Origin of the sequence: Ensifer sp. M14 (assembly GCF_003355565.1) — a bacterium.
Taxonomy (GTDB): Bacteria; Pseudomonadota; Alphaproteobacteria; order Rhizobiales; family Rhizobiaceae; genus Ensifer.
Genome location: NZ_QJNR01000004.1, coordinates 701,230 through 722,717, shown reverse-complemented (window position 1 = coordinate 722,717; position 21,488 = coordinate 701,230). Strand labels below are relative to the sequence as shown.

Annotated in this window: 10 protein-coding genes; 6 read left to right on the top strand and 4 right to left on the bottom strand. The window is 63.5% G+C overall.

Annotated elements, in window-relative coordinates; genetic code table 11:
- Nucleotides 1–167: 167 nt before the first annotated feature.
- Nucleotides 168–1,925: a glucan ABC transporter ATP-binding protein/ permease gene (locus BLJAPNOD_RS03520; protein WP_115418923.1), complete on the top strand. Its 1,758-nt coding sequence runs from the start codon at nt 168–170 to the stop codon at nt 1,923–1,925.
- 63 nt (nt 1,926–1,988) lie between these two features.
- Here BLJAPNOD_RS03520 and opgC read toward each other — a convergent pair whose 3' ends face one another.
- From opgC to BLJAPNOD_RS03505, 3 genes are all read right to left on the bottom strand, one after another.
- Nucleotides 1,989–3,146, bottom strand: coding sequence for an OpgC domain-containing protein (gene opgC, locus BLJAPNOD_RS03515; RefSeq protein WP_115418922.1), 1,158 nt, complete (start codon nt 3,144–3,146; stop codon nt 1,989–1,991).
- A 213-nt stretch (nt 3,147–3,359) separates the two neighbouring features.
- On the bottom strand, nt 3,360–11,975 hold the full coding sequence (ndvB, locus tag BLJAPNOD_RS03510; protein ID WP_115418921.1) for a cyclic beta-(1,2)-glucan synthase: 8,616 nt from the start codon (nt 11,973–11,975) through the stop codon (nt 3,360–3,362).
- 349 nt (nt 11,976–12,324) lie between these two features.
- Nucleotides 12,325–13,239 (bottom strand): LysR family transcriptional regulator, encoded by a 915-nt coding sequence (locus BLJAPNOD_RS03505; RefSeq protein WP_115418920.1) that lies wholly within the window; start codon nt 13,237–13,239, stop codon nt 12,325–12,327.
- Between the two features lie 113 nt (nt 13,240–13,352).
- Here BLJAPNOD_RS03505 and BLJAPNOD_RS03500 point away from each other — a divergent pair, with 113 nt between their 5' ends.
- The 4 genes from BLJAPNOD_RS03500 (at nt 13,353) to BLJAPNOD_RS03485 (ending at nt 19,051) form a co-directional block, all read left to right on the top strand.
- Complete coding sequence (locus tag BLJAPNOD_RS03500; RefSeq protein ID WP_115418919.1) at nt 13,353–14,753, top strand: VOC family protein; 1,401 nt, start codon at nt 13,353–13,355, stop codon at nt 14,751–14,753.
- A gap of 10 nt (nt 14,754–14,763) precedes the next feature.
- Nucleotides 14,764–16,185 carry an FAD-binding oxidoreductase gene (locus BLJAPNOD_RS03495; protein WP_115418918.1) on the top strand — a complete coding sequence of 474 codons (1,422 nt, stop codon included), beginning with the start codon at nt 14,764–14,766 and terminating at the stop codon, nt 16,183–16,185.
- Nucleotides 16,186–16,275: 90 nt separating this feature from the next.
- Nucleotides 16,276–17,808 carry an aldehyde dehydrogenase family protein gene (locus tag BLJAPNOD_RS03490; protein WP_115418917.1) on the top strand — a complete coding sequence of 511 codons (1,533 nt, stop codon included), beginning with the start codon at nt 16,276–16,278 and terminating at the stop codon, nt 17,806–17,808.
- 10 nt (nt 17,809–17,818) lie between these two features.
- On the top strand, nt 17,819–19,051 hold the full coding sequence (locus BLJAPNOD_RS03485; RefSeq protein WP_115418916.1) for a pyridoxal phosphate-dependent aminotransferase: 1,233 nt from the start codon (nt 17,819–17,821) through the stop codon (nt 19,049–19,051).
- 256 nt (nt 19,052–19,307) lie between these two features.
- Here BLJAPNOD_RS03485 and BLJAPNOD_RS03475 read toward each other — a convergent pair whose 3' ends face one another.
- Nucleotides 19,308–19,856: a cupin domain-containing protein gene (locus BLJAPNOD_RS03475; RefSeq protein ID WP_065794728.1), complete on the bottom strand. Its 549-nt coding sequence runs from the start codon at nt 19,854–19,856 to the stop codon at nt 19,308–19,310.
- Between the two features lie 148 nt (nt 19,857–20,004).
- On the opposite strand from BLJAPNOD_RS03475, the gene BLJAPNOD_RS03470 reads away from it, so the two are divergent.
- Complete coding sequence (locus tag BLJAPNOD_RS03470; protein WP_115421113.1) at nt 20,005–21,342, top strand: aspartate aminotransferase family protein; 1,338 nt, start codon at nt 20,005–20,007, stop codon at nt 21,340–21,342.
- Nucleotides 21,343–21,488: the final 146 nt, after the last annotated feature.

Below are 21,488 nucleotides of genomic sequence, written 5' to 3'. Positions count from 1 at the left end.
AGCTCCTGATTTCCCTCGGATATCGCCGATGACCGTCCCAAAGCGGCCTTGACGGCCGGCAGAACGGAGCCTAGCGCCCCTTGTGTCGGTAAGTGTCGAGGCGTGACACATTTGCCGCGCGGAAATTTGCTGCGGCGCAAAATCCGGTACCCGGAAGGGGTGAGACAGTGTCATTGTTCCAAGTGTATGCGAGAGCGCTCCAGTATCTTGCGGTTCACAAGTTCCGTGTCTCGGCGATCGTGCTCGCCAACGTCGTGCTCGCGATCATCACGATTGCCGAGCCGATCCTGTTCGGTCGCATCATAGACGCCATTTCCTCCAAGGGCGAAGTCACGCCGATGCTGCTGATGTGGGCGGGCCTCGGCGTGTTCAACACCGTCGCCTTCGTCCTCGTTGCCCGCGAAGCCGACCGGCTGGCCCATGGCCGCCGCGCCACGCTTCTGACGGAAGCTTTCGGCCGCATCGTTTCGATGCCGCTTTCCTGGCACAGCCAGCGCGGCACGTCGAACGCGCTGCATACCCTGCTTCGCGCCTGCGAAACGCTGTTCGGCCTCTGGCTCGAATTCATGCGCCAGCACCTGGCGACGGCCGTAGCACTCGTCCTGCTTATCCCGACCGCGTTTGCGATGGATGTGCGCCTGTCACTGGTGCTCGTCGTGCTCGGCGTCTCCTATGTCCTGGTTAGCAAAGCAGTGATGAGCCGCACTAAGGAAGGCCAGGCCTCGGTCGAAAACCACTACCACACGGTTTTCTCCCACGTTTCCGACGCCATCAGCAACGTATCGGTCGTTCACAGCTACAACCGCATCGAAGCCGAGACGCGCGAACTGAAGAAGTTCACCGAGCGACTGATCTCCGCGCAGTTCCCGGTGCTTGACTGGTGGGCACTGGCAAGCGCGCTCAACCGCGTCGCCTCGACCATCTCGATGATGGTGATCCTCGTCATCGGCACGGTGCTGGTCCAGCGCGGCGAGCTGCGCGTCGGCGAAGTCATCGCCTTCATCGGCTTTGCCAACCTGCTGATCGGCCGTCTCGACCAGATGAAGGCCTTCGTCACGCAGATCTTCGAAGCCCGCGCCAAGCTTGAAGATTTCTTCCAGCTGGAGGATTCGGTGCGCGAACGCGAAGAGCCGGCTGGCGCCACGGACCTGGGTGCCGTCAAGGGTGAAGTCGAATTCCGCGACATCTCCTTCGACTTTGCCAACACCACTCAGGGCGTGCGCAACGTGTCGTTCACGGCCAAGGCCGGACAGACGATCGCGATCGTCGGCCCGACCGGCGCCGGCAAGACGACGCTCGTCAACTTGCTTCAACGCGTCCACGAGCCGCGTGACGGCCAGATCCTGATCGATGGCGTCGACATCGCCAAGGTGACGCGCAAGTCGCTGCGCCGCTCGATCGCCACCGTCTTCCAGGATGCCGGCCTGATGAACCGCTCGATCTGCGAGAACATCCGGCTCGGTCGCGACGACGCATCGCTCGATGAAGTCATGGCTGCCGCCGAAGCGGCTGCCGCCAGCGACTTCATCGAGAGCCGCAACAGTGGTTATGACACCGTTGTCGGCGAGCGCGGCAACCGCCTGTCGGGCGGCGAGCGTCAGCGCGTGGCTATCGCCCGCGCCATCCTCAAGAACGCACCGATCCTGGTGCTCGACGAGGCGACCAGTGCGCTCGACGTCGAGACCGAGGCCCGGGTGAAGGATGCGATCGATGCGCTGCGCAAGGACCGCACGACCTTCATCATCGCCCACCGCCTGTCGACCGTGCGCGAGGCCGATCTGGTGATCTTCATGGATCAGGGCCGGATCGTCGAAATGGGTGGCTTCAACGAGCTCAGCGCAAGCAACGGCCGCTTCGCCGCTCTTCTGCGCGCCAGCGGCATCCTGACGGACGAGGACGTCCGCATGAGCCACACCGCGGCCTGAGCCGACGCCTTATAGGTCGTAAGATAACAAAGCCCCGGATCCGAGATCCGGGGCTTTTTTCGTTCACGCCGCCCGCGCCGGCTTGGCACTGGCAAGGCCTTTCAGCCATTCAAGATAGTAGCCGTAGACGAAGTGCAGGCCGATGCCGACAATCACGAAGAGCGCTCCGGCGAGAGGATTCCGGCCAGTCACGAACAAGAGCACCTGGCCAACCATGGCGAGGATCGTGCCGAAGATGAAGATCGGCAGCGAGTGGCGGCCAAGCATCGCCAGCGGATGGTCGGCGTCGAGCCGAGCAAGGCGATTGACAGCCGGCAGCACCGCAACGAGATAGGCGAGCGCCAGAACATGTGTCAGCCGCGTCAGCGACAGGAAGGTCTTGTCGAAGCCGGTCAGCACCGCCGGAAGGCCGAAGGACAGGTCGATGCTCCACCAGGAGAACAGCACCCACAGCGCCGAAACGACAAGATAGGTCGCCGCAATCGCGATCAGCAGCGGCCTTCGCGGCAGCACCGCGCCCCGGCGGATCGCCGTCATCGCGACGATGCCGATGACGAACAGGAACTGCCAGGACCACGGATTGAGAAACCAGTAGCCCTCGTCGAGGAAGTTGGAGGGCACCAGTTTGAACACCCCGGCCACAAGCCAGAGCACTGCGGAACAGACCAGCAGCAGCCGGTTGCTGATGCCGTTCAGCCAGAGGATGCCGGGCAACATCAGGAACAGCACGGCATACATCGACAGGATGTTGTTGTAACCGAGCTGGTGCCCGAGCAGCACCATGGCGACGATACCCTGTTCGGTCTGCTCGACGAAGGGCCGGATGTTAATCTCACCGATCAGGTCCTGCCGGCCGAAATAGAGCGCGCCGCCGGCAAAGATCGCCAGGGTGACGATACTGGTCATGATGTGGGCGACATAGAGCGCCAGCGCCCGCCGCCAGACCTTCAGCATCAGCGCCAGGCGCGCGCCGGTGACGAACTTGCCGCCATAGGCAAGCCCGACGGAGAGACCGGAGATCAAAACGAAGGCTTCGGCCGAATCCGAGAAGCCGTAGTTCTTGTGGGTCAGATATTCGAGATATTGCCCGGGAACGTGGTTGACGAAGATAGTCAGAAGGCAGAGCGCCCTCAGCACGTCGAGGCGCGTGTCGCGCTCCCTGGGAACCATGCGGGCGGATAACGTCGGGTTCGGGCCGCCCCCAAATGTCTTTTGCAGCATGCGGTCTGGTATCCGGGATCTGGCGCCCCTGCCCCACCCCTGTTGAAACAGGCGCCGGAATGTCCACTGCCGCCAAAGCAGATGAATGTTCCGATGCCGTCGATCGATGCGTAAACCTGTTGTCGGTTAGCTCCGCCGGCAAATCTGCAAGAAAAAACCGGCCTTGCCCGTTCGGGTGCAAAGCCGGTTTCAACGTTCATTCAATACCGGCAGTTACAGCAAAATGCCTTCATGCGCGTTTTTTGTGACACTATTATTGATGCTGACGATCGGCTCGCGACTTTTCGCATCTCGGCTGACCGAAATCTTGTGCTTCGTGCCGTTCAGCGTCACTTCGGCCGAATAGCCATCCCAGGCCTCCGGCAGCACCGGCCGGATGACCAGCTTTTCGCCCTGCCGACGAATGCCGAGAATGCCCTCGACGCCAGCGCGGTAGAGCCATCCGGCCGACCCGGTGTACCAGGTCCAGCCGCCACGTCCCGCAAGCGCGCCTTCGCCGTAGATATCGGCCGCAACCACATAGGGCTCGACCCGGTAGTGATCGGCGTCTTCGCGGTTCTGGGCATGGGAGACCGGGTTCAGCATCTGGAAGACGCGCCAGGCTTCCTCCGCCCGTCCCTGTTCGGCAAAGGCCAGCGCAACCCAGGTGGCCGCATGGGTATATTGACCGCCGTTTTCACGCACGCCGGGCGGATAGGCCTTGATGTAGCCTGGGTCCTGCCTGGTTCGTTCGAGCGGTGGCGTGAACAGCCGGACGATGCGGCGATCGGGATCGACGAGTTCGGCCATGACCGCATCCATCGCATGCTGCGATCGCTGCTCGTCACCCTCGCCCGACAGCACGCTCCAGGACTGGCCGATCGAATCGATCCGGCATTCGTCGCTTTCGCTCGACCCAAGCGGCGCGCCGTCGTCGTAGTAACCGCGACGGTAGTAGTCGCCATCCCAGCCGGCTTCATCGAGCACCTTTTTCAGGGCCACCAGATGCGTTTCCCAATGGCCGATACGCGCCTTGTCCTTGCGCTCGCGGGCAAAGGGCAGGAAGCCGCGCAACGTGCCCGCCAGGAACCAACCGAGCCAGACGCTGGTGCCGCGGCCGGCAATGCCGACTCGGTTCATGCCGTCGTTCCAGTCGCCGCCGAGAATGAGCGGCAGGCCGTTTTCGCCGCTGCGCTGGATCGCGAGATCGAGAGCCCGGGCGCAATGCTCATAGACGTCGGCGATCTCGTCGGAGATCTCCGGCTTGTAGAAGCTGTCGTGCTGACCGTCTTCGAGTGCAGGGCCGGTGATGAAGGCAATCTTCTCACCGAGAATATCGGCGTTCCCGGTCACTTCGCAGTAGTGCGTGACGGCATGGGCGAGCCAGACGACATCGTCCGAGATCATCGTGCGCACGCCGGCGCCGGTGCCCGGAAGCCACCAATGCTGCACGTCGCCTTCGACGAACTGCCGTGCAGCCGCGTTGAGGATCTGTCCCCGCGCCAGTTCCGGCCGGTGGATGAGGAACGCCAGCGTGTCCTGCAGCTGATCGCGGAAGCCGAAGGCGCCGCTCGCCTGATAGAAGGCTGAGCGGGCCATGATCCGGCAACCGAGGCTCTGATAGGGCAGCCAGTTGTTGATCATCGTGTTGAAGGCCGCATCCGGCGTGTCCACCTTCACGATGTCGGTGAACTCGCTCCAGAAGGTTTTCGCGGCATCAATGACCGTGTCGAATGCCGTCTGGCGCAACTCACCGAGCACCGAGCGCATCTGCTCCTCATTGTCGGCATCGCCGAGAATGAAGGTGAGCTGCTTTTCGGCACCGGGCTCGATCACCAGATCGGTTGCGAGCGCAGCACAAGCGTCGCCGTCGACATCGACAGAGCCTGACAGCTCGGCGCCGGCAAGAACTGCCTGCGGCACGAGAATGCCGCCGACCCGTCCGAGGAACTCCCGACGGCTTGCCGTATGGCTGACGCCTTCGCCGCCCTCGACGGCAAAGAAGGCCGAACGACCGGCATAGTCGATGCTGTAGGGGTTGGTGGCCACCAACGCATCGGCGGCCTCGTCCCACTTCGACAAGACGAACGGGGCCATGCGGGCGCGGTTGTTGCCAAGCACCCATTCGGCAAAGCCGTAGATCTTGAGCTGGCGGGCGGCCGTCGAGCGGTTGCGGATCGAGATGCGGACGAGCTTGGCCGGCAAGGTCCGGTGCACGGTGTGCGAAGCCTCGATATCGAGATCGTCCTGAGAGCTGCGGAAGGTCGAATAGCCAAGTCCGTGGCGTGCCTCGAAGACGACCGACCGGCTGCGCGACAAGGCTGCGTAGGGGGTCAGCACCGAGCCGCTCGCCATGTCGCGGATGAAGATGGCTTCGCCCGGTCGGTTGACGACCACGTCGTTGGCCCACGGCGTCAGCTGGTAATCGCGCGAATTGCGGCTCCAGGTGAAAGCGGCCCCTTCGGCCGAAACGTGGAAGCCGAACTGCTCGTTGGAGATGACGTTGATCCACGGCTGCGGTGTCGCCTCGCCGCCGCGCAGGCGCACGACATATTCGCGCCCACCTTCGGCAAAACCGCCGTAGCCGTTCCAGAAGTCGAGGCCGTCGCCGACGATCTCGGCATCGACGGCATCCGCCGGCTGCTGCGGCGCTGCGAGCAAGGGGAAATTGCTTTCGCTGCCCTTCACCGGTGGCGTCGAATAGAGCGAGTTGGCGCGGGCGATCTGGTCGGAGATCGTGCCGTTGCGGGCGTGGAAGACGGCGCGCGAGGCCGACAGCAGCGTCGACCAGGTCTCCGCTTCCATCAGGTCGCGCCGCACCGAGAAGATGTGCTGGCGCGGACCGTCGGAAAGGCCGCGAAGCCTCAGGTTCTCGCACATGGAATCAAGCGCGTGCTGCATGTCCTGCGCATAGGACGAGGCCCGCTCGTTGATGATCACCAGATCGGCGGTGATGCCGCGGGCGCGCAGATATTCCTGGGCCCGAAGGGCTTCACGGGCAATGCCGAGGTCGCCGTCGTCGTTGATGCGCAGGCAGAAGATCGGGAAGTCTCCCGAGATTGCCAGCGGCCAGAGCGTCGACTGCGACGCGAGCCCCGCCTGAACCGTTGCGGTATCGGCGCGCAGATGCATGTCGGGATAGACGAGATAACGGCCGAGCATCTGGAAGCTTGCGGCTTCCTGCGAGGTGACGCCGACATGGCGCATCTGCACCTGGCTGCGTGTCCAGGCATGGATCAGCTCGTGATTGAAGGTTTCCGTGTGCCGGTAACGGTCGATGGCACGGTCGACAGCCTCGCGGTTCGGCGCGGCGATCGTCCAGAAGACGACGCTGACCTTCTTGCCGGCCGGAACGCGCACGACGCGACGCAGCGACATGATCGGGTCGAGCGTATAGCCATCGGTTCCGGAAAGCACCGCGTCCGTGTCGAAGGCGGCAGCCTCGGCAAGCGTGCGTCCCTGGCCGATGAAGCGGCGACGATCGGTCTCGGCTTCGGTCGGACGATCGCTGCCGGCATTGTCGGTGACGAGATGCGCCACTTCCATATCCGGATCACTAGGGCTGCGCTTGTTGCGGCTGACATGGATGACGTCGCCGCGGCGGCTGATTTCCGTTCGCAGGAACATCTTGGAGAAGACGGGATGGGCGCTGTCAGCCTCGTCGGTCGAAAGCACCGGTTCGGCGTAGGACGTTACCTCGATGAAGCGATCCTGCGTTCCGGTGTTGAGCAGGATGACGCGGCGGCCTTCGGCATCGTGCTCGGTGGCGACGATGCACTCGACCTCGCTGGTGAGATCACCAACGGTCTTGACGAATTCGGCCTTGTCGTCGCCGAACCGCGTCTGCACCTTTTCGCCGACGGCACGCCGCGGCTCCGATGTCGCCGACCACCAATCACCCGTCGTCGTGTCGCGCAGGAAGATGAAGGTGCCCGTGCGGTCCTCGACCGGGTCCGGCTTCCAGCGGGTGACCGACTGGCCGTTCCAGCGGGCATAGCCTGCACCGGTTGCCGTCAGCATCACGGCATAGTGGCCGTTCGACAGGAATACGGTTTCGCGGTCCTGGGCGAGCGGATTTTCGATGACGCGCACTTCCGGACGCAACAGGTCGTCCTGGCCCTTGCCGAGCGATTCCGGCTCGCGCTTGGCGTTCATGATCGGAATGTCGCGCGGCGCCTTTTCCTGCAAGAGCAGTTCGGCGGCCTCGATCACCGGATCGGCGTGGAACCATTCGCGCAGCTTGCCGGTGAAGACGACGTTGGCGACGGCCGCAATCGACATGCCATGGTGGTGGGCATAGTAGTTGCGCACGACGGCGCATTTCTGCCCCTCGGGCACGCGCGTCGGGGTGAAATCGACGGCATCGTGGAAACCGTAGACGCCGAGCGCGCCGACTTCGCGCAGACGGCCGAGATTGGCGAGCGCCGCCTTCGGATCGTACATGCAGGCAAGAATGGAGGCATAGGGCGCGATGACGGCGTTCTGGCCGAGACCACGCTTGAGACCAAGCGTCGGCACGCCGAAGTTGGTGTATTGGTAGGTCAGCTCATGGTCGCGGGCATTGAAGGCCGCTTCGGAGATGCCCCACGGCGTGCCGAGACGGCGGCCGTGATTGATCTGCTCCTTGACCACCAAGTTGTTGGTCTGGTTGAGGATACCGCCCTGCCGCTCCTGCATCACCAGTGGTGGCATCAGATATTCGAACATCGAGCCGGACCAGGAGATCAGCGCGCCGCGCGCGCCGATCGGCACGATCGGACGGCCGAGCTTGTACCAGTGTTCGGTCGGCAGGTCGCCCTTGGCGATGGCAAACAGGCTCGTCAGACGGGCCTCGGATGCCAAGAGATCGTAGCAGGCCTCGTCGAGCTCGTTGGCATTGACGCGGAAGCCGATCGACAGCAGGCGCCGCTCCGGCCGGAACAGGAAGCCGAAATCCATCGAGAAGGCGATGTCGCGAGCGCGGTCCTTCAAGACCACCAATCGCTGACGCAGCGCTTCGATCGCACCAAGATCAAACACGCCATCGGCAATATGCGCCTCGCAGGTGGTGACAAGCGCATTCGCCCATTTCGTCACTTCGCTGCTCTGGCCCGTGCGCACCTCGTGATCGAGGTTGACGGTCAGCTTGTGCATGTCGCGCGCCAGAACCGCGAGGTTGATCACCCGGATCGATGCGAATTCATGCTCGCGCTTGACCGCAGCCAATGCGTTCTGGAAGCCGACGATGCGTTCCTCGATCAGGCGGCGCAGCGGGCGAACGGTCTTGCGATCGTCAGGAAGGTCCTTCAGTACCTCGGCAAGGATGGCGACCACGTCGCCGATGCCGTCGAGGCTGCCCTGCACATGCGCCGACGGCGCTTCGGCCCATTCCCGGCACATGGACGACACGGCGATCAGGTGGCCAGCAAGGTTGCCGCTGTCGACCGACGAAATGTAGCGCGGCTCCATGGTTTCGAGCGTGTTGGTGCGATACCAGTTGAACAGGTGCCCGCGATATTTCGGCATCCGGTCGATGGTCGCGATCGTCTGCTCCAGGCGGTTGATCGTTTCTTCAAAGCCGATCCAGCCGAAGTCGCGCGCCGACATCACCGAGAGCAGGTAGACGCCGATATTGGTCGGAGACGTGCGCTCGGCCAGCACCGGCTGAGGCGTTTCCTGGAAATTGTCCGGCGGCAGGAAGTTCTGCTCGGCGGTGACGAAGGTCTCGAAATACCGCCAGGTGCGCCGAGCGATCAGGCGCATCTCCTCGATCGCCTCGTCGGACACGACCAGTTGGTCCTCGGTTTCAGCCGATTGGCTGACGAACCAGGCGACCGCGGGAGAGAGTGCCCAGAGCAGCGCGAAGGGAATGCCGATGAACGGCAGGCCGGTATCGGAAATGGCCGCAAGCGCCAGAGACACCGCCGACAGCGCCGGCGCAATCCACATCGCCTTGTAATAGTCGCCGATGCTTCCGTGTCCGGCACTTTGCACCTGGGCGGCCGTGCGCCATTCCAGCATCAGCTTGCGGCTGACGAAGGTACGGTAGAGCGAGCGAACGATCGCATCGCCCATCATCGCCGCGCCATGGGCGATAAAGACGATGCGAAGGGCAACCTGGGCGTTGGCGGCGCGAACTTCGGTCAGCACCGCATGGAGATGGGCGCGCGCGACGATATCGTTGCGGCGTGGCAGCAGGCCGTTGATCAGCGACAAGGTCGGCGCGACGAACAGGCTGAAGATCAGCACGATCTGCCAGATCAACGCCTCGGTTGGCTGCATGTAGTACCAGCCCATGACGGAGGCGACGAGCCAGGCGCAGGGGATCAGCGACCGGCGCAGGTTGTCGTACATCTTCCAGCGGCCGAGCATCGACAGGCCGTTCGACGGATTGAAGATATAGGGCAGCAGCTGCCAGTCGCCGCGGGCCCAGCGATGCTGGCGCGACATCTCGACCTCGTAGCGGGTCGGGAAGTCCTCGACGAGCTCGACATCGGTCACCAGCGCGCAGCGTACATAGGAGCCTTCGAGCAGGTCGTGGCTGAGAACGGCATTTTCCTCGATCCGGCCCTTGAGCGCCGCTTCGAAGGCGTCCACGTGATAGAGGCCCTTGCCGGTGAAGCTGCCTTCGCCGGCGATGTCCTGATAGACGTCGGACACGGTGAAGACATAGGGGTCGATGCCGCGGTTGGCCGAGAAGATGCGCTGGAAGGCCGAGGCTTCGCTTCCCGTTGTCAGCGACGGCGTCACGCGCGGCTGCAGCAGGCTGTAGCCGGCAATCACCTTCTGTGTTTCCGGGTCGACGATCGGGCGGTTGATCGGGTGATACATCTTGCCGACGAGCTTCGTCACCGCGTCGCGCATCAGGCGCGTGTCGGCATCGAGCGTCATGACGTATTGGATGTTTTCCGGAACGGTGTTGGCGCCCTGCAGGAACGAGGTGTCGCGATCGCCGCGCAAGAGCAGGTTCAGCTCATGCAGCTTGCCACGCTTGCGCTCCCAGCCCATCCACACGCCTTCCGCCTCGTTGAACAGGCGACGGCGGTGCAGAAGGAAGAAGCGGGTCTTGCCGTCATAGGCGTAACGCGCCGAAAGCTCGGCAACCTCGCGCCGGGCATAGTCGAGAACGTCGGTATCGGCCGGCGTTTCCTCTAGTTTGCTGTCGGCCCAGTCGCTGAGAAGCGCGAAATAGATCTCGCCACGCGGGTTGGCGAGGTAGTGGACCTCGAGGTTGCGCACGAGTTCGTCGACATGATCGCGCTTGGAGATCAGGCAGGGCACGACGACCAGCGTGCGGGCATATTCCGGAACGCCCTCGAGGAACTCGTAGCCGACCAGACGCGACGGCTTGACGAAGAGCGTGACCAGCGTGTTGAACAGACCCATCGCGCCTTCGGATGCCGGCAGCGCGAACAGCAGCAGCATGATCAGCTTGGCGCCGTTGGGAATGTCCATCGGGCTGACGAAGGAATAGACCGCGAACATCGCGAGAATCGTCAGCAGAATGTTCGGCCCGGCAATCGCGAACCAATCGAGCTTGCGACTGAGGCGGATGATATTCTGCAGCAGCGACGGGCGGTAACCGATCTTCTGCTCCAGCGCCTTGCGCTGCTTGCCGACGAGGAAGGAGCCGACATTCGGCTCCTGCAGCTGCGGCTCGACGGCAGCCGCCGCTTCCGCTTCCTTCACCATCTCGATGGCGATCTGGGTGACTTCGTACTCGCTGTGGCCGGAGCGGCGCGCCAGCTTTTCGATCGTGTCGCGGTACTTGTTGCGAGAGCCGAATTCGAGCGCGGCATAGTCGGAGCCGTCGCGCAGCGCCGCGTCGATCTTGCTGACGCTTTCGAACCAGACGGCCCAGTCGGTGTCGTCGATCTCGCGCAGGCTGCGGATGATGTTGCTCATCGTCGCGTTGCCTGAGGACAGGCGGTTCTGCTCGGCGACAAGCGCGTCCTCGACGTCGCTGCCGCGCTTCTCGAGCTGTTCCTCGATCCAGGCGATCACCGAGCCTGATGTCTGCGAGCCGTCGCGCATACGGTAGAGCAGCTGAGCCACGAAGGTGTTGTCGGCTGCAAGCGCCTCGGATTCGGCCAACAGCGCGCGGCACTTCTCGGGATCATTGTGACGGATGATCTGGTCGGCGATGTCATTGGCCTTGCGCCGCATGCCGCGCGAGCGCTCGACGCGGATGGCAATGCGCCTCAGATTCTCGATCAATACGAAGCGCAGGATCGAGGGCAGGGCCCACAACTCGCCGATCTTGAACGTATCGTGCTTCTGAAAGCCCTCGACTATCGCGGTGACGCTCTCGCGCGAAACCGTGCTGTGTGTGTGGGCGACGTAGAGCCAGGCTAGCGCCATGGTGCGCGGTATGACAGTGCCAGCGACGGAGATCGTCGGCAGTTGGCGGTAGAACTTGCGCGGAAAGTCGCGGCGAACTTCCTGGATGGCTTCCTCGACCACGTGATGGTTGTCGAGCAGCCATTCGGCGGCCGGCGTGATCGACGCGCCCGCTTCGACGTCAGCCGCTGTCGCCCGATACACCCTCAGGATTTCGTTTTCATTCTCGCGGTGGCGCGGACGAAATTCGAACGGGAAGAAGCCCGGCAGAGACGGTGCGCCCTTGAGCGCAAGGGTCTCGCCGCATTGCCGCAAATCCTCCATCGAGAAAAAGGTCGAGCGGATCGAATCGTTGTAATCGATCTGTTTCGGTTCCGGTTCGCGCGAAGAGGAGGACGGCGTGTTATGAAGGGGCATGGGTGCTGGTTCTGAATCCAACCGGGGTTGATCGGCCCGGCTCTCGTTGTTCTGCCGGGTTGGCTGCGGTCCTGAGGTTCCAGGCTTGGCCGGCGCGTTGCTAGACACGGTCATGTGTCCTCCCATCCGCCGTCAATTTCCGGATAACCGGAAACTGGCGGAAACTGGCACCGCCCTTGAACTGGGCATCGGAGAAAGCAAAGCCGGCGGCGCATTGGTTTTCAAGGCCGCGTGATGCATGAAAGTGGCATTTTTTAGCCGTGCTGCCAACAGCTTGCAAGGATCGGCGGCGCAAGTTTGAACGAATTGCGCACACTCTGATCGGGCGAAAGCGGGAGTGTCCGCGCCCGCCGATGGCACCCTCAGATCTCTGTATCAATTTGGCCCCTTCTCGGCGCATCTCTGGGTAGCAGTCCGTCGCCAAACGCTAAGGGCGTCAGGAAGGTTCCGACCAACGACCCAATCAAGTCGAGGCGTTAGGAACCGAGCCGACCTGTTCGGTGATCCATTCGCGGAAGGCGAGGCTGATCGGGTTTTCGAGTTTGCCTTCCGGAACCGCGAGATAATAACTGTTCTCCGTCTGCATCGGCCGGTCGAGAACGATGCGCAATGTTCCCGCTGCCAGCTCCTGCTCGATCAGATAGCGGGGCAGCAAGGCGAAACCGAGACCGGCGGTCGCCGCCTCGATCACCATCGAAAACTGATCGAAGCGGTTGCCGCGATAAGCACCCCGGCCGTCCATCCCGTTGGCCTCGAACCATTGCGCCCAGAGCTTGGGTCGTGTCGCCAGGTGCAGGAGCGGACCGCCGACGATATCCTCCAGCGTCGACACCGGATTGGCGGCAAGCAGCTTCGGGCTCGCAGCCGGCACGATGATCTCGCTGCAGAGATAGCTGCAGGTCGCGTGCGCCCACACCGGCTGGCCATAGTGGATGGCGATGTCGAAATTCTGCTCGTCGAAATCGAACGGCGCCGAGCGCGACGCGATGTTGACCACCGTGTCGGGATGCTGGCGAAGGAAATCGGGCAGCCGCGGCACCAGCCAGCGGCTGCCGAAAGTCGGCAGCGATGCGATCGACAGGGTTGAGTCCGCGCGCGCCGAGGCCATCGCCCGCACCATCAGCTCTTCCGTCTGGTTCAGCAGGCGGCGAACCTCGGGCAGGAACTTCTGCCCGGCTTCCGAGAGGATGACGCGCTGGCGCACACGCTCGAACAGCAAGACGCCGAGCTGGTTTTCCAGATCCTTGATCTGTCGGCTGACGGCGCTCTGGGTGAGATTGAGCTCGGCGGCGGCCTGCGTGAAGCTGCCATGCCGGGCCGCGCATTCGAAAGCCTGCAGCGTCGTAACGTCAGGAACCAGTCTGCGGCTTAACTTCATTCCAACCTCGCATCAACATAGTCACAAGCAACGCGATCAATGCCCAGTTCCTTCGGATATGATCCGAAATGAGAATGACCTTGTCCTTCACCCATAGCGCGAGGCGAGCCCCAGTGAAAGAGAATAGTTTCGTATCCGCCGATGACATCCGTTCGGCCTTTTCCGCAGCCATGTCGGTCATGTACCGCGAGGAGGTGCCGGCCTACGGCACGCTGATGGAGCTGGTTGCCAAGGTCAACGACGAGACGCTCAATGCCGATCCGGCCCTCAAGCAACGCCTCGATGCGACGGATTCGCTCGATCGCATTTCCGAGGAGCGCCACGGCGCGATCCGTCTCGGCACACCCGCCGAACTGTCGATGATGCGTCGAGTCTATGCCGTCATGGGCATGTACCCGGTCGGCTATTACGATCTTTCGACCGCCGGCGTTCCGGTGCATTCGACCGCCTTCCGCCCGGTCGGCGATGCGGCTTTGAAGCGCAATCCCTTCCGCGTCTTCACCTCGCTTCTCCGTCTCGACCTGATTGCCGACGAGAGCCTGCGCGCCGAGTCCGAGGCTGTCCTTGCCGAGCGCCGGATCTTTACGCCCGCTGCGGTCGAACTCACCGAAAAAGCCGAGCGTGACGGCGGCCTCGACAAGGCCGACGCCGAGCGTTTCGTCTCCGAGGTGCTGGAAACCTTCCGCTGGCACGACAAGGCCAATGTCAGCGCCGACATGTACAAGCGCCTGCATGACGCCCACCGGCTGATCGCCGACGTCGTCTCGTTCAAGGGGCCGCATATCAACCATCTGACGCCGCGCACGCTGGATATCGACCAGGTCCAGAAGCTCATGCCGGAATACGGCATTGCGCCGAAGGCCGTCGTCGAAGGACCCCCGACGCGCAAATGCCCGATCCTGCTGCGCCAGACCTCGTTCAAGGCGCTGGAAGAGGCCGTCTCCTTCAGCGACGGTGACGGCGAGTGGAAAGCCGGCTCGCACACCGCCCGCTTCGGCGAGATCGAACAGCGCGGCATTGCGCTCACCCCCAAGGGCCGCGCGCTCTATGACGAACTGCTGGAAGCCTCGCGCAAGATCGTGCGCCCGGCGGCCGACGGCTCCAACGCCCGCGAATACGAAGCAGCGCTTGCCAAAGCCTTCGAAAGCTTCCCCGACAGCTGGGCAGGCATCCGCGAAGCCGGCCTCGGATATTTCAGCTATTCGCTGACCGAGAAGGGCTCGAAGACCCGCATCCTCGACCGCCGCGATATCAATGCGCTGATCGCCGACGGCCTCGTGCAGTTCGACGCCATCGTCTACGAAGACTTCCTGCCGGTCAGCGCCGCAGGCATCTTCCAATCCAACCTCGGCGACGGCGCACAGCAGGATTTCGTCGCAAGCCCGAACCAGAAGCGCTTCGAAATCGACCTCGGCGCCACCGTGCTCAACGAGTTCGATCACTATGCCGGCATCGAAGCGGCATCGATCGAAAGCTGCCTGCGGGTCTTGACCGCAGCCATCGCTGCGGAATGATGCTTTCCCGATGATCGAACAGGCACACATCGACGCGCTGACCGGCATCCTTGGCGACAAGGGTGTGGTCACGCGCGCTGAGGACAGACAAGCCTATGAGACCGGCGCCCGCTACGATCACGGCCTGGCTTCGGTCGTTCTGCGGCCGGCAACGACAGAGGAAACCTCGGCCACCGTCGCCTATTGCGTGCACCACGGCATCGCCCTGATCCCGCAATCGGGCAACACCGGCCTTGTCTCCGGCTCGACCCCGGACGCATCCGGCAGCGAAGCGATCCTCAGCCTCGACCGCCTGACCAAGGCCTTCGAACTCGATCTCGACAACCGCTCGGTGCGCGTCGATGCCGGGCTCCGGCTGTCCGATGTCAATCGCCGGCTGGAAGACCACGGTCTGTTCTTCCCGATCGATCTCGGCGCCGATCCGCGCATCGGCGGCATGATCGCCACCAACACCGGCGGCTCGCGCTTCCTGAAGTACGGCGACGTGCGCCGCAATGTGCTGGGCATGACGGTGGTTCTCGCCGATGAAGACGGCACCGTGCTCGATCTTCAGTGCGACCTGCGCAAGAATAACACCGGCGTCGACTGGAAGCAGCTCTTCGTCGGCACGTCGGGCGCCTTCGGCGTCGTCACCGAATGCGTGCTCAACCTGGAGCGCCTGCCGCAACAGACGGCGACGGCGCTGCTGGTACCGGCAAGCGGTGCCCATGTGATGCCTTTGCTGCGCGCCATGGAAGAGCGGCTCGGCGCCTATCTCTCGGCCTTCGAAGGCATGTCGAGCAACGCCGTCAAGGCGGCGTTCGCGCATGTGCCATCGATGAAGAACCCTTTCCAGGGCGGCCATGTCCCTGACTACGTCATCCTGGTCGAGATCAGCCGCACCTGGGGCCCACGCGAAGGCGAGCAATCGCTCGACGCCGTGCTCGAAACGGTGCTGGCCGAGATCTGGGAGATGGAGACGGCACCGCTGGCCGATGCCTTCGTCGGCCCGCCGCATGAAATCTGGGCGCTGCGCCACGCGCTTTCCGAAGGCGTGAAGCACCTGGGCAAGCTGATCGCCTTCGACGTTTCCTTCCGCCGGGGTGACATCATGGCCTTCTGCGACCATATGAAGGCCGAAATGCCGAGCAAGTTTCCTGATGTCACCGTCTGTGACTTCGGCCATATCGGCGATGGTGGTGTACACTTCAATCTCGTGGTGGCGAAGGATAGCCCGCTTCTTAGCGATCCGGCATTCGAGCCGCGTTTGAGAGAATGGGTTTTCGCCGTGGCCGTCGAGGAGTATCACGGCAGCTTCAGCGCGGAACATGCGATCGGCCGCCGCAACCAGGCCTATTACGACCTTTATACAAACGACAAACTCAAGGACATGGCCGCGGGCCTGAAGACGCTCACCTCGCCGGGAAAGCTCGGCAGCGTGCGCTTCGGATAGGCCAGAGCGGAATGAGGAAAAGTGTGTGCGGTTTTCCGCCCACATTTCGCTCTAACCAATGATCTAAGACAGGAAAACGGGAGTCAGACCATGAACATTGCAACGAAGACGATCGACGTCACCAAGGAAGCAGCAGCGCTGCTCGAGAAGCTGGGTGTCGCCAAGGAACTCTACACCGGCGGCGACATGCCGTCCTTCAGCCCGGTCACCGGCGAGCAGATCGCCAGCCTGAAGACCGTTTCGGCCGCGGAAGCCGCCGCCAAGATCGACAAGGCCCATGAAGCCTTCAAGGCCTGGCGTCTGGTCCCGGCGCCGAAGCGCGGCGAACTGATCCGCCTGCTCGGTGAAGAGCTGCGCACCTTCAAGGCCGACCTCGGCCGCCTGGTTTCGATCGAAGCCGGCAAGATCACCTCCGAGGGCCTCGGCGAAGTCCAGGAAATGATCGACATCTGCGATTTCGCAGTCGGCCTGTCCCGCCAGCTCTACGGTCTGACGATCGCCACCGAGCGCCCCGGCCACCGCATGATGGAAACCTGGCATCCCCTGGGCGTCGTCGGCGTCATCTCCGCCTTCAACTTCCCCGTCGCCGTCTGGTCGTGGAACACGGCGCTTGCGCTCGTCTGCGGCAACTCCGTCGTGTGGAAGCCGTCGGAAAAGACCCCGCTTACGGCGCTTGCATCGCAGGCGATCTTCGAGCGCGCGCTTGCCCGCTTCGGCGATGCACCGGAAGGCCTGTCGCAGGTCCTGATCGGCGACCGCACCGTCGGTGAAGTCCTCGTCGACAACCCGAAGGTTCCGCTGGTCTCGGCCACCGGCTCGACCCGCATGGGTCGCGACGTCGGCCCGCGCCTTGCCAAGCGCTTTGCCCGCGCCATCCTCGAACTCGGCGGCAACAATGCCGGCATCGTCTGCCCGTCGGCCGATCTCGACATGGCGCTGCGCGCCATCGCCTTCGGCGCCATGGGCACCGCCGGCCAGCGTTGCACCACCATGCGCCGCCTGTTCGTGCATGAAAGTGTCTACGACCAGCTCGTTCCGCGGCTGAAGAAGGCCTATGGTTCGGTCTCCGTCGGCAATCCGCTCGAAACCACCGCACTCGTCGGCCCGCTGGTCGACAAGGCCGCTTTCGACGGCATGCAGAAGGCGATCGACGAAGCCAAGGCCCATGGCGGCACCGTCACCGGCGGCGAACGCGTCGAACTCGGCTATGCCAACGGCTACTACGCCAAGCCCGCTCTGGTCGAAATGCCGAAGCAGGCCGGCCCGGTTCTCGAGGAAACCTTCGCGCCGATCCTCTACGTCATGAAGTATAGCGACTTCGACGCCGTCGTTGCCGATCACAATGCGGTTGCAGCCGGTCTGTCCTCGTCGATCTTCACCCGCGACATGCAGGAATCCGAACGGTTCCTGGCCGTCGACGGCTCGGATTGCGGCATTGCCAACGTCAACATCGGCACGTCAGGTGCCGAAATCGGCGGCGCCTTCGGTGGCGAAAAGGAAACCGGCGGCGGCCGCGAATCGGGCTCCGATTCCTGGAAGGCCTATATGCGCCGCGCCACCAACACGGTGAACTACTCGAAGGCTCTGCCGCTGGCGCAGGGCGTTTCCTTCGACATCGAGTAAGGCGCAAGCGATGACCATCAACGCAACGGTCAAGGAGGCGGGCTTCAAGCCCGCCTCGCGGATCTCCTCGATCGGGGTCTCCGAAATCCTCAAGATCGGCGCACGCGCGCAAGCCATGAAGCGCGAGGGCAAGCCGGTCATCATTCTCGGCGCAGGCGAGCCGGATTTCGACACGCCTGATTACGTCAAGGACGCCGCCTGCGCGGCGATCCAGCGCGGCGAAACGAAATACACCGCCCTCGATGGCACGCCGGAACTGAAGAAGGCGATCCGCGAAAAATTCCAGCGCGAGAACGGCCTCGCCTACGAGCAAGACGAGATCACGGTTGCCACCGGCGCCAAGCAGATCCTGTTCAACGCGATGATGGCGACGATCGATGCCGGCGACGAAGTCGTCATCCCGACGCCCTACTGGACCTCCTATTCGGATATCGTCCAGATCTGCGAAGGCAAGCCGGTGCTGATCCCCTGCGACGCGGCCTCGGGTTTTCGCCTGACCGCCGACAAGCTCGAAGCGGCGATCACGCCGAAGACGCGCTGGGTGCTCCTGAACTCGCCGTCGAACCCTTCGGGCGCCGCCTACAGCGCCGACGACTACCGTCCGTTGCTCGACGTGCTCTTGCGGCATCCGCATGTGTGGCTGCTGGTCGACGACATGTACGAACACATCGTCTATGACGGCTTCCGCTTCGTCACGCCCGCCCAGCTGGAGCCGCGCCTGAAAGACCGCACCCTGACGGTCAACGGCGTCTCCAAGGCCTATGCCATGACCGGCTGGCGCATCGGTTATGCCGGTGGTCCGCGCGACCTGATCAAGGCAATGGCCGTCGTCCAGAGCCAGGCGACGTCCTGCCCGTCGTCGGTCAGCCAGGCCGCGTCGGTGGCAGCCCTCACCGGCCCGCAGGACTTCCTGAACGAGCGCACGGCCAGCTTCCAGCGCCGCCGCGATCTCGTCGTCAACGGCCTCAACGCCATCGACGGCCTCGATTGCCGCGTTCCGGAAGGTGCCTTCTACACCTTCTCCGGCTGCGCCGGCATGCTCGGCAAGGTGACGCCTTCGGGCAAGACCATCGAGACGGACACGGACTTCTGCGCCTACCTGCTCGACGATGCCTATGTCGCCGTCGTCCCCGGCTCGGCTTTCGGCCTGTCGCCGTTCTTCCGCATCTCCTATGCGACGTCGGAAACGGAACTGAAGGAAGCGCTCACGCGCATCGCCGACGCCTGCGCGCGGCTTTCGTAACTCGGAAGTCGCCCCTCACCCTAGCCCTCTCCCCGCTTGCGGGGAGAGGGGACACCGTTGAGTGTGCAGCACCGGCGCTCTCCCACTTGCGGGAGGCATTCCCATCTACGCCGGCTCGCGGCCCGACTAGTTCGAGAGGGACCGCAGCGCGGGCCGCATGTCCCTTCGCCCCGCCTGCGGGGAGAAGGTCGCGGCAGCGGGATGAGGGGCGTGCCCGCACCCCACCCGTGCCAATGGGCGAAGCGAACCTACTCCCTCAAAACGTCGGCGGCGTGCAGGCGCTGATCACCTCGCAAGGCACCGGCCCGACGCAGCGAAACCGATGCGGCCTCCGGCTTTCGAAATAATAGGCATCCCCCGGCCCCAGGATCCGCCGCTCGTCATCGACCGTGACCTCGATGCGGCCCGAAAGCACGATGCCGCCCTCCTCGCCGTCATGCACCAGCGGCACTTTTCCGGTATCCGCGCCCGGCTGGTAACATTCCTTCAGGATCTGCAGGCTGCGGCCGAAGAGGTTTTCACCGATCTGGCGATAGGAGATCGGGCCCTTGCCGATCTCGACCAGTTCCTCCGCCGCATAGAAGGCCTTGCGCGGCCGCTCCGGCTCGAAGGAGAAGAACTCCGCGAGCCCGATCGGAATGCCGTCGAGGATGCGCTTCAGCGCGCCGACGGATGGATTGGACGCGTTCGATTCGATCAGCGAGATCGTCGAGTTGGTTACGCCCGCGCGTTTCGCCAGTTCTCGCTGCGAAAGATTGTGCATCAGCCGGAGGTGACGCAGCCGGTTTCCGATATCGACGCTCATGGCTGTGCATTCCGGTGTTCAGGTTGTTCGAAATACCGCAACTTCCAATCTCACATCCCATAAAATTCAATGGCTTGAACGACAACAGAAAAGGACTTGTTTGGCAAATCAAATCATGGCGTCAATCGCCGACCTTCAGGAGGACGCCATGAACCAGCACACCAAGCCAAACGCCCCGGTACTCGACAGCTACTGGATGCCCTTTACCGCCAATAGGCAGTTCAAGGCGGCACCGCGCCTGCTCGCCTCGGCCGAGGGCATGCACTACACCAGCACCGACGGACGCACGATCCTCGACGGCACCGCTGGTCTCTGGTGTGTCAACGCCGGGCACGGCCGCCGCCAGATCGCCTCCGCGGTCGAGCGCCAGCTGACCACGATGGATTTCGCACCCTCCTTCCAGATGGGCCACCCGATCGCCTTCGACTTCGCCGAACGCCTCGCCGAGATCGCACCGGGGCCGGAAGGCCAGAAGCTCGACCGCGTGTTCTTCACCGGCTCGGGCTCGGAATCGGTCGACACCGCTCTGAAGATGGCGATCGCCTATCAGCGCGCGATCGGCCAGGGCACCCGCACGCGCCTGATCGGCCGCGAGCGCGGCTATCACGGCGTCGGCTTCGGCGGCATTTCGGTCGGCGGCATCCTCAACAACCGCCGGGTCTTCCCGCAGCTTCCCGGTTCCGACCACCTGCGCCACACCCACGATCCCGCCAAGAACGCCTTCGTCAAGGGCCAACCGGAGCACGGCGCCGAGCTTGCCGACGATCTCGAGCGGCTGGTGGCCCTGCATGGCGCCGAAACAATCGCCGCCTGCATCGTCGAGCCGGTTGCCGGTTCGACCGGCGTGCTCATCCCGCCGAAGGGCTATCTCGAGCGCCTGCGCGCCATCTGCGACAAGCACGGCATTCTCTTGATCTTCGACGAAGTCATCACCGGCTTCGGCCGTCTTGGCGCCGCCTTCGCCACCGACTTCTTCGGCGTGACGCCTGATATGGTAACGGCGGCCAAGGGGCTCACCAACGGCGCCATCCCGATGGGCGCTGTCTTTGCCAGCCGCAAGGTGCACGACGCGCTGATGCACGGTCCGGAAAACGCGATCGAACTCTTCCACGGCTATACTTACTCCGGCCACCCGGCAGCCTGCGCCGCCGGCATTGCCACGCTCGACATCTATCGCGACGAGGGCCTGATGACCCGCGCCGCCGAGCTGCAGGACGCCTGGCACGACGCCATGCATTCGCTGAAAGACCTGCCGTATGTCATCGACATTCGCACCATCGGCCTGATCGCCGGTATCGAGCTGCAGTCGCGCGAAGGCGCAATCGGCGCCCGCGCCTATGACGTCTTCGTCGATTGCTTCGAAAAAGGCCTGCTGATCCGCGTCACCGGCGACATCATCGCCTTCTCGCCGCCGCTGATCGCCGACGAAAATCACTTCGGCGAAATCGTCTCGATCCTCGGCGAGGCGCTGAAGCGCGCCAAGTAACCCAAAGCGACACCAACGCCGAGATCTTCGGCGGTGGTGTCGCAAGCGGGGCTTTTCGCCAGAATCCGGCTAATCGATCTCCTGAGAGCACCCTGCGTTCGGACGAACGCAGGGTGCTCTCAGCACTTTGATGCTCGAGTGTCTTA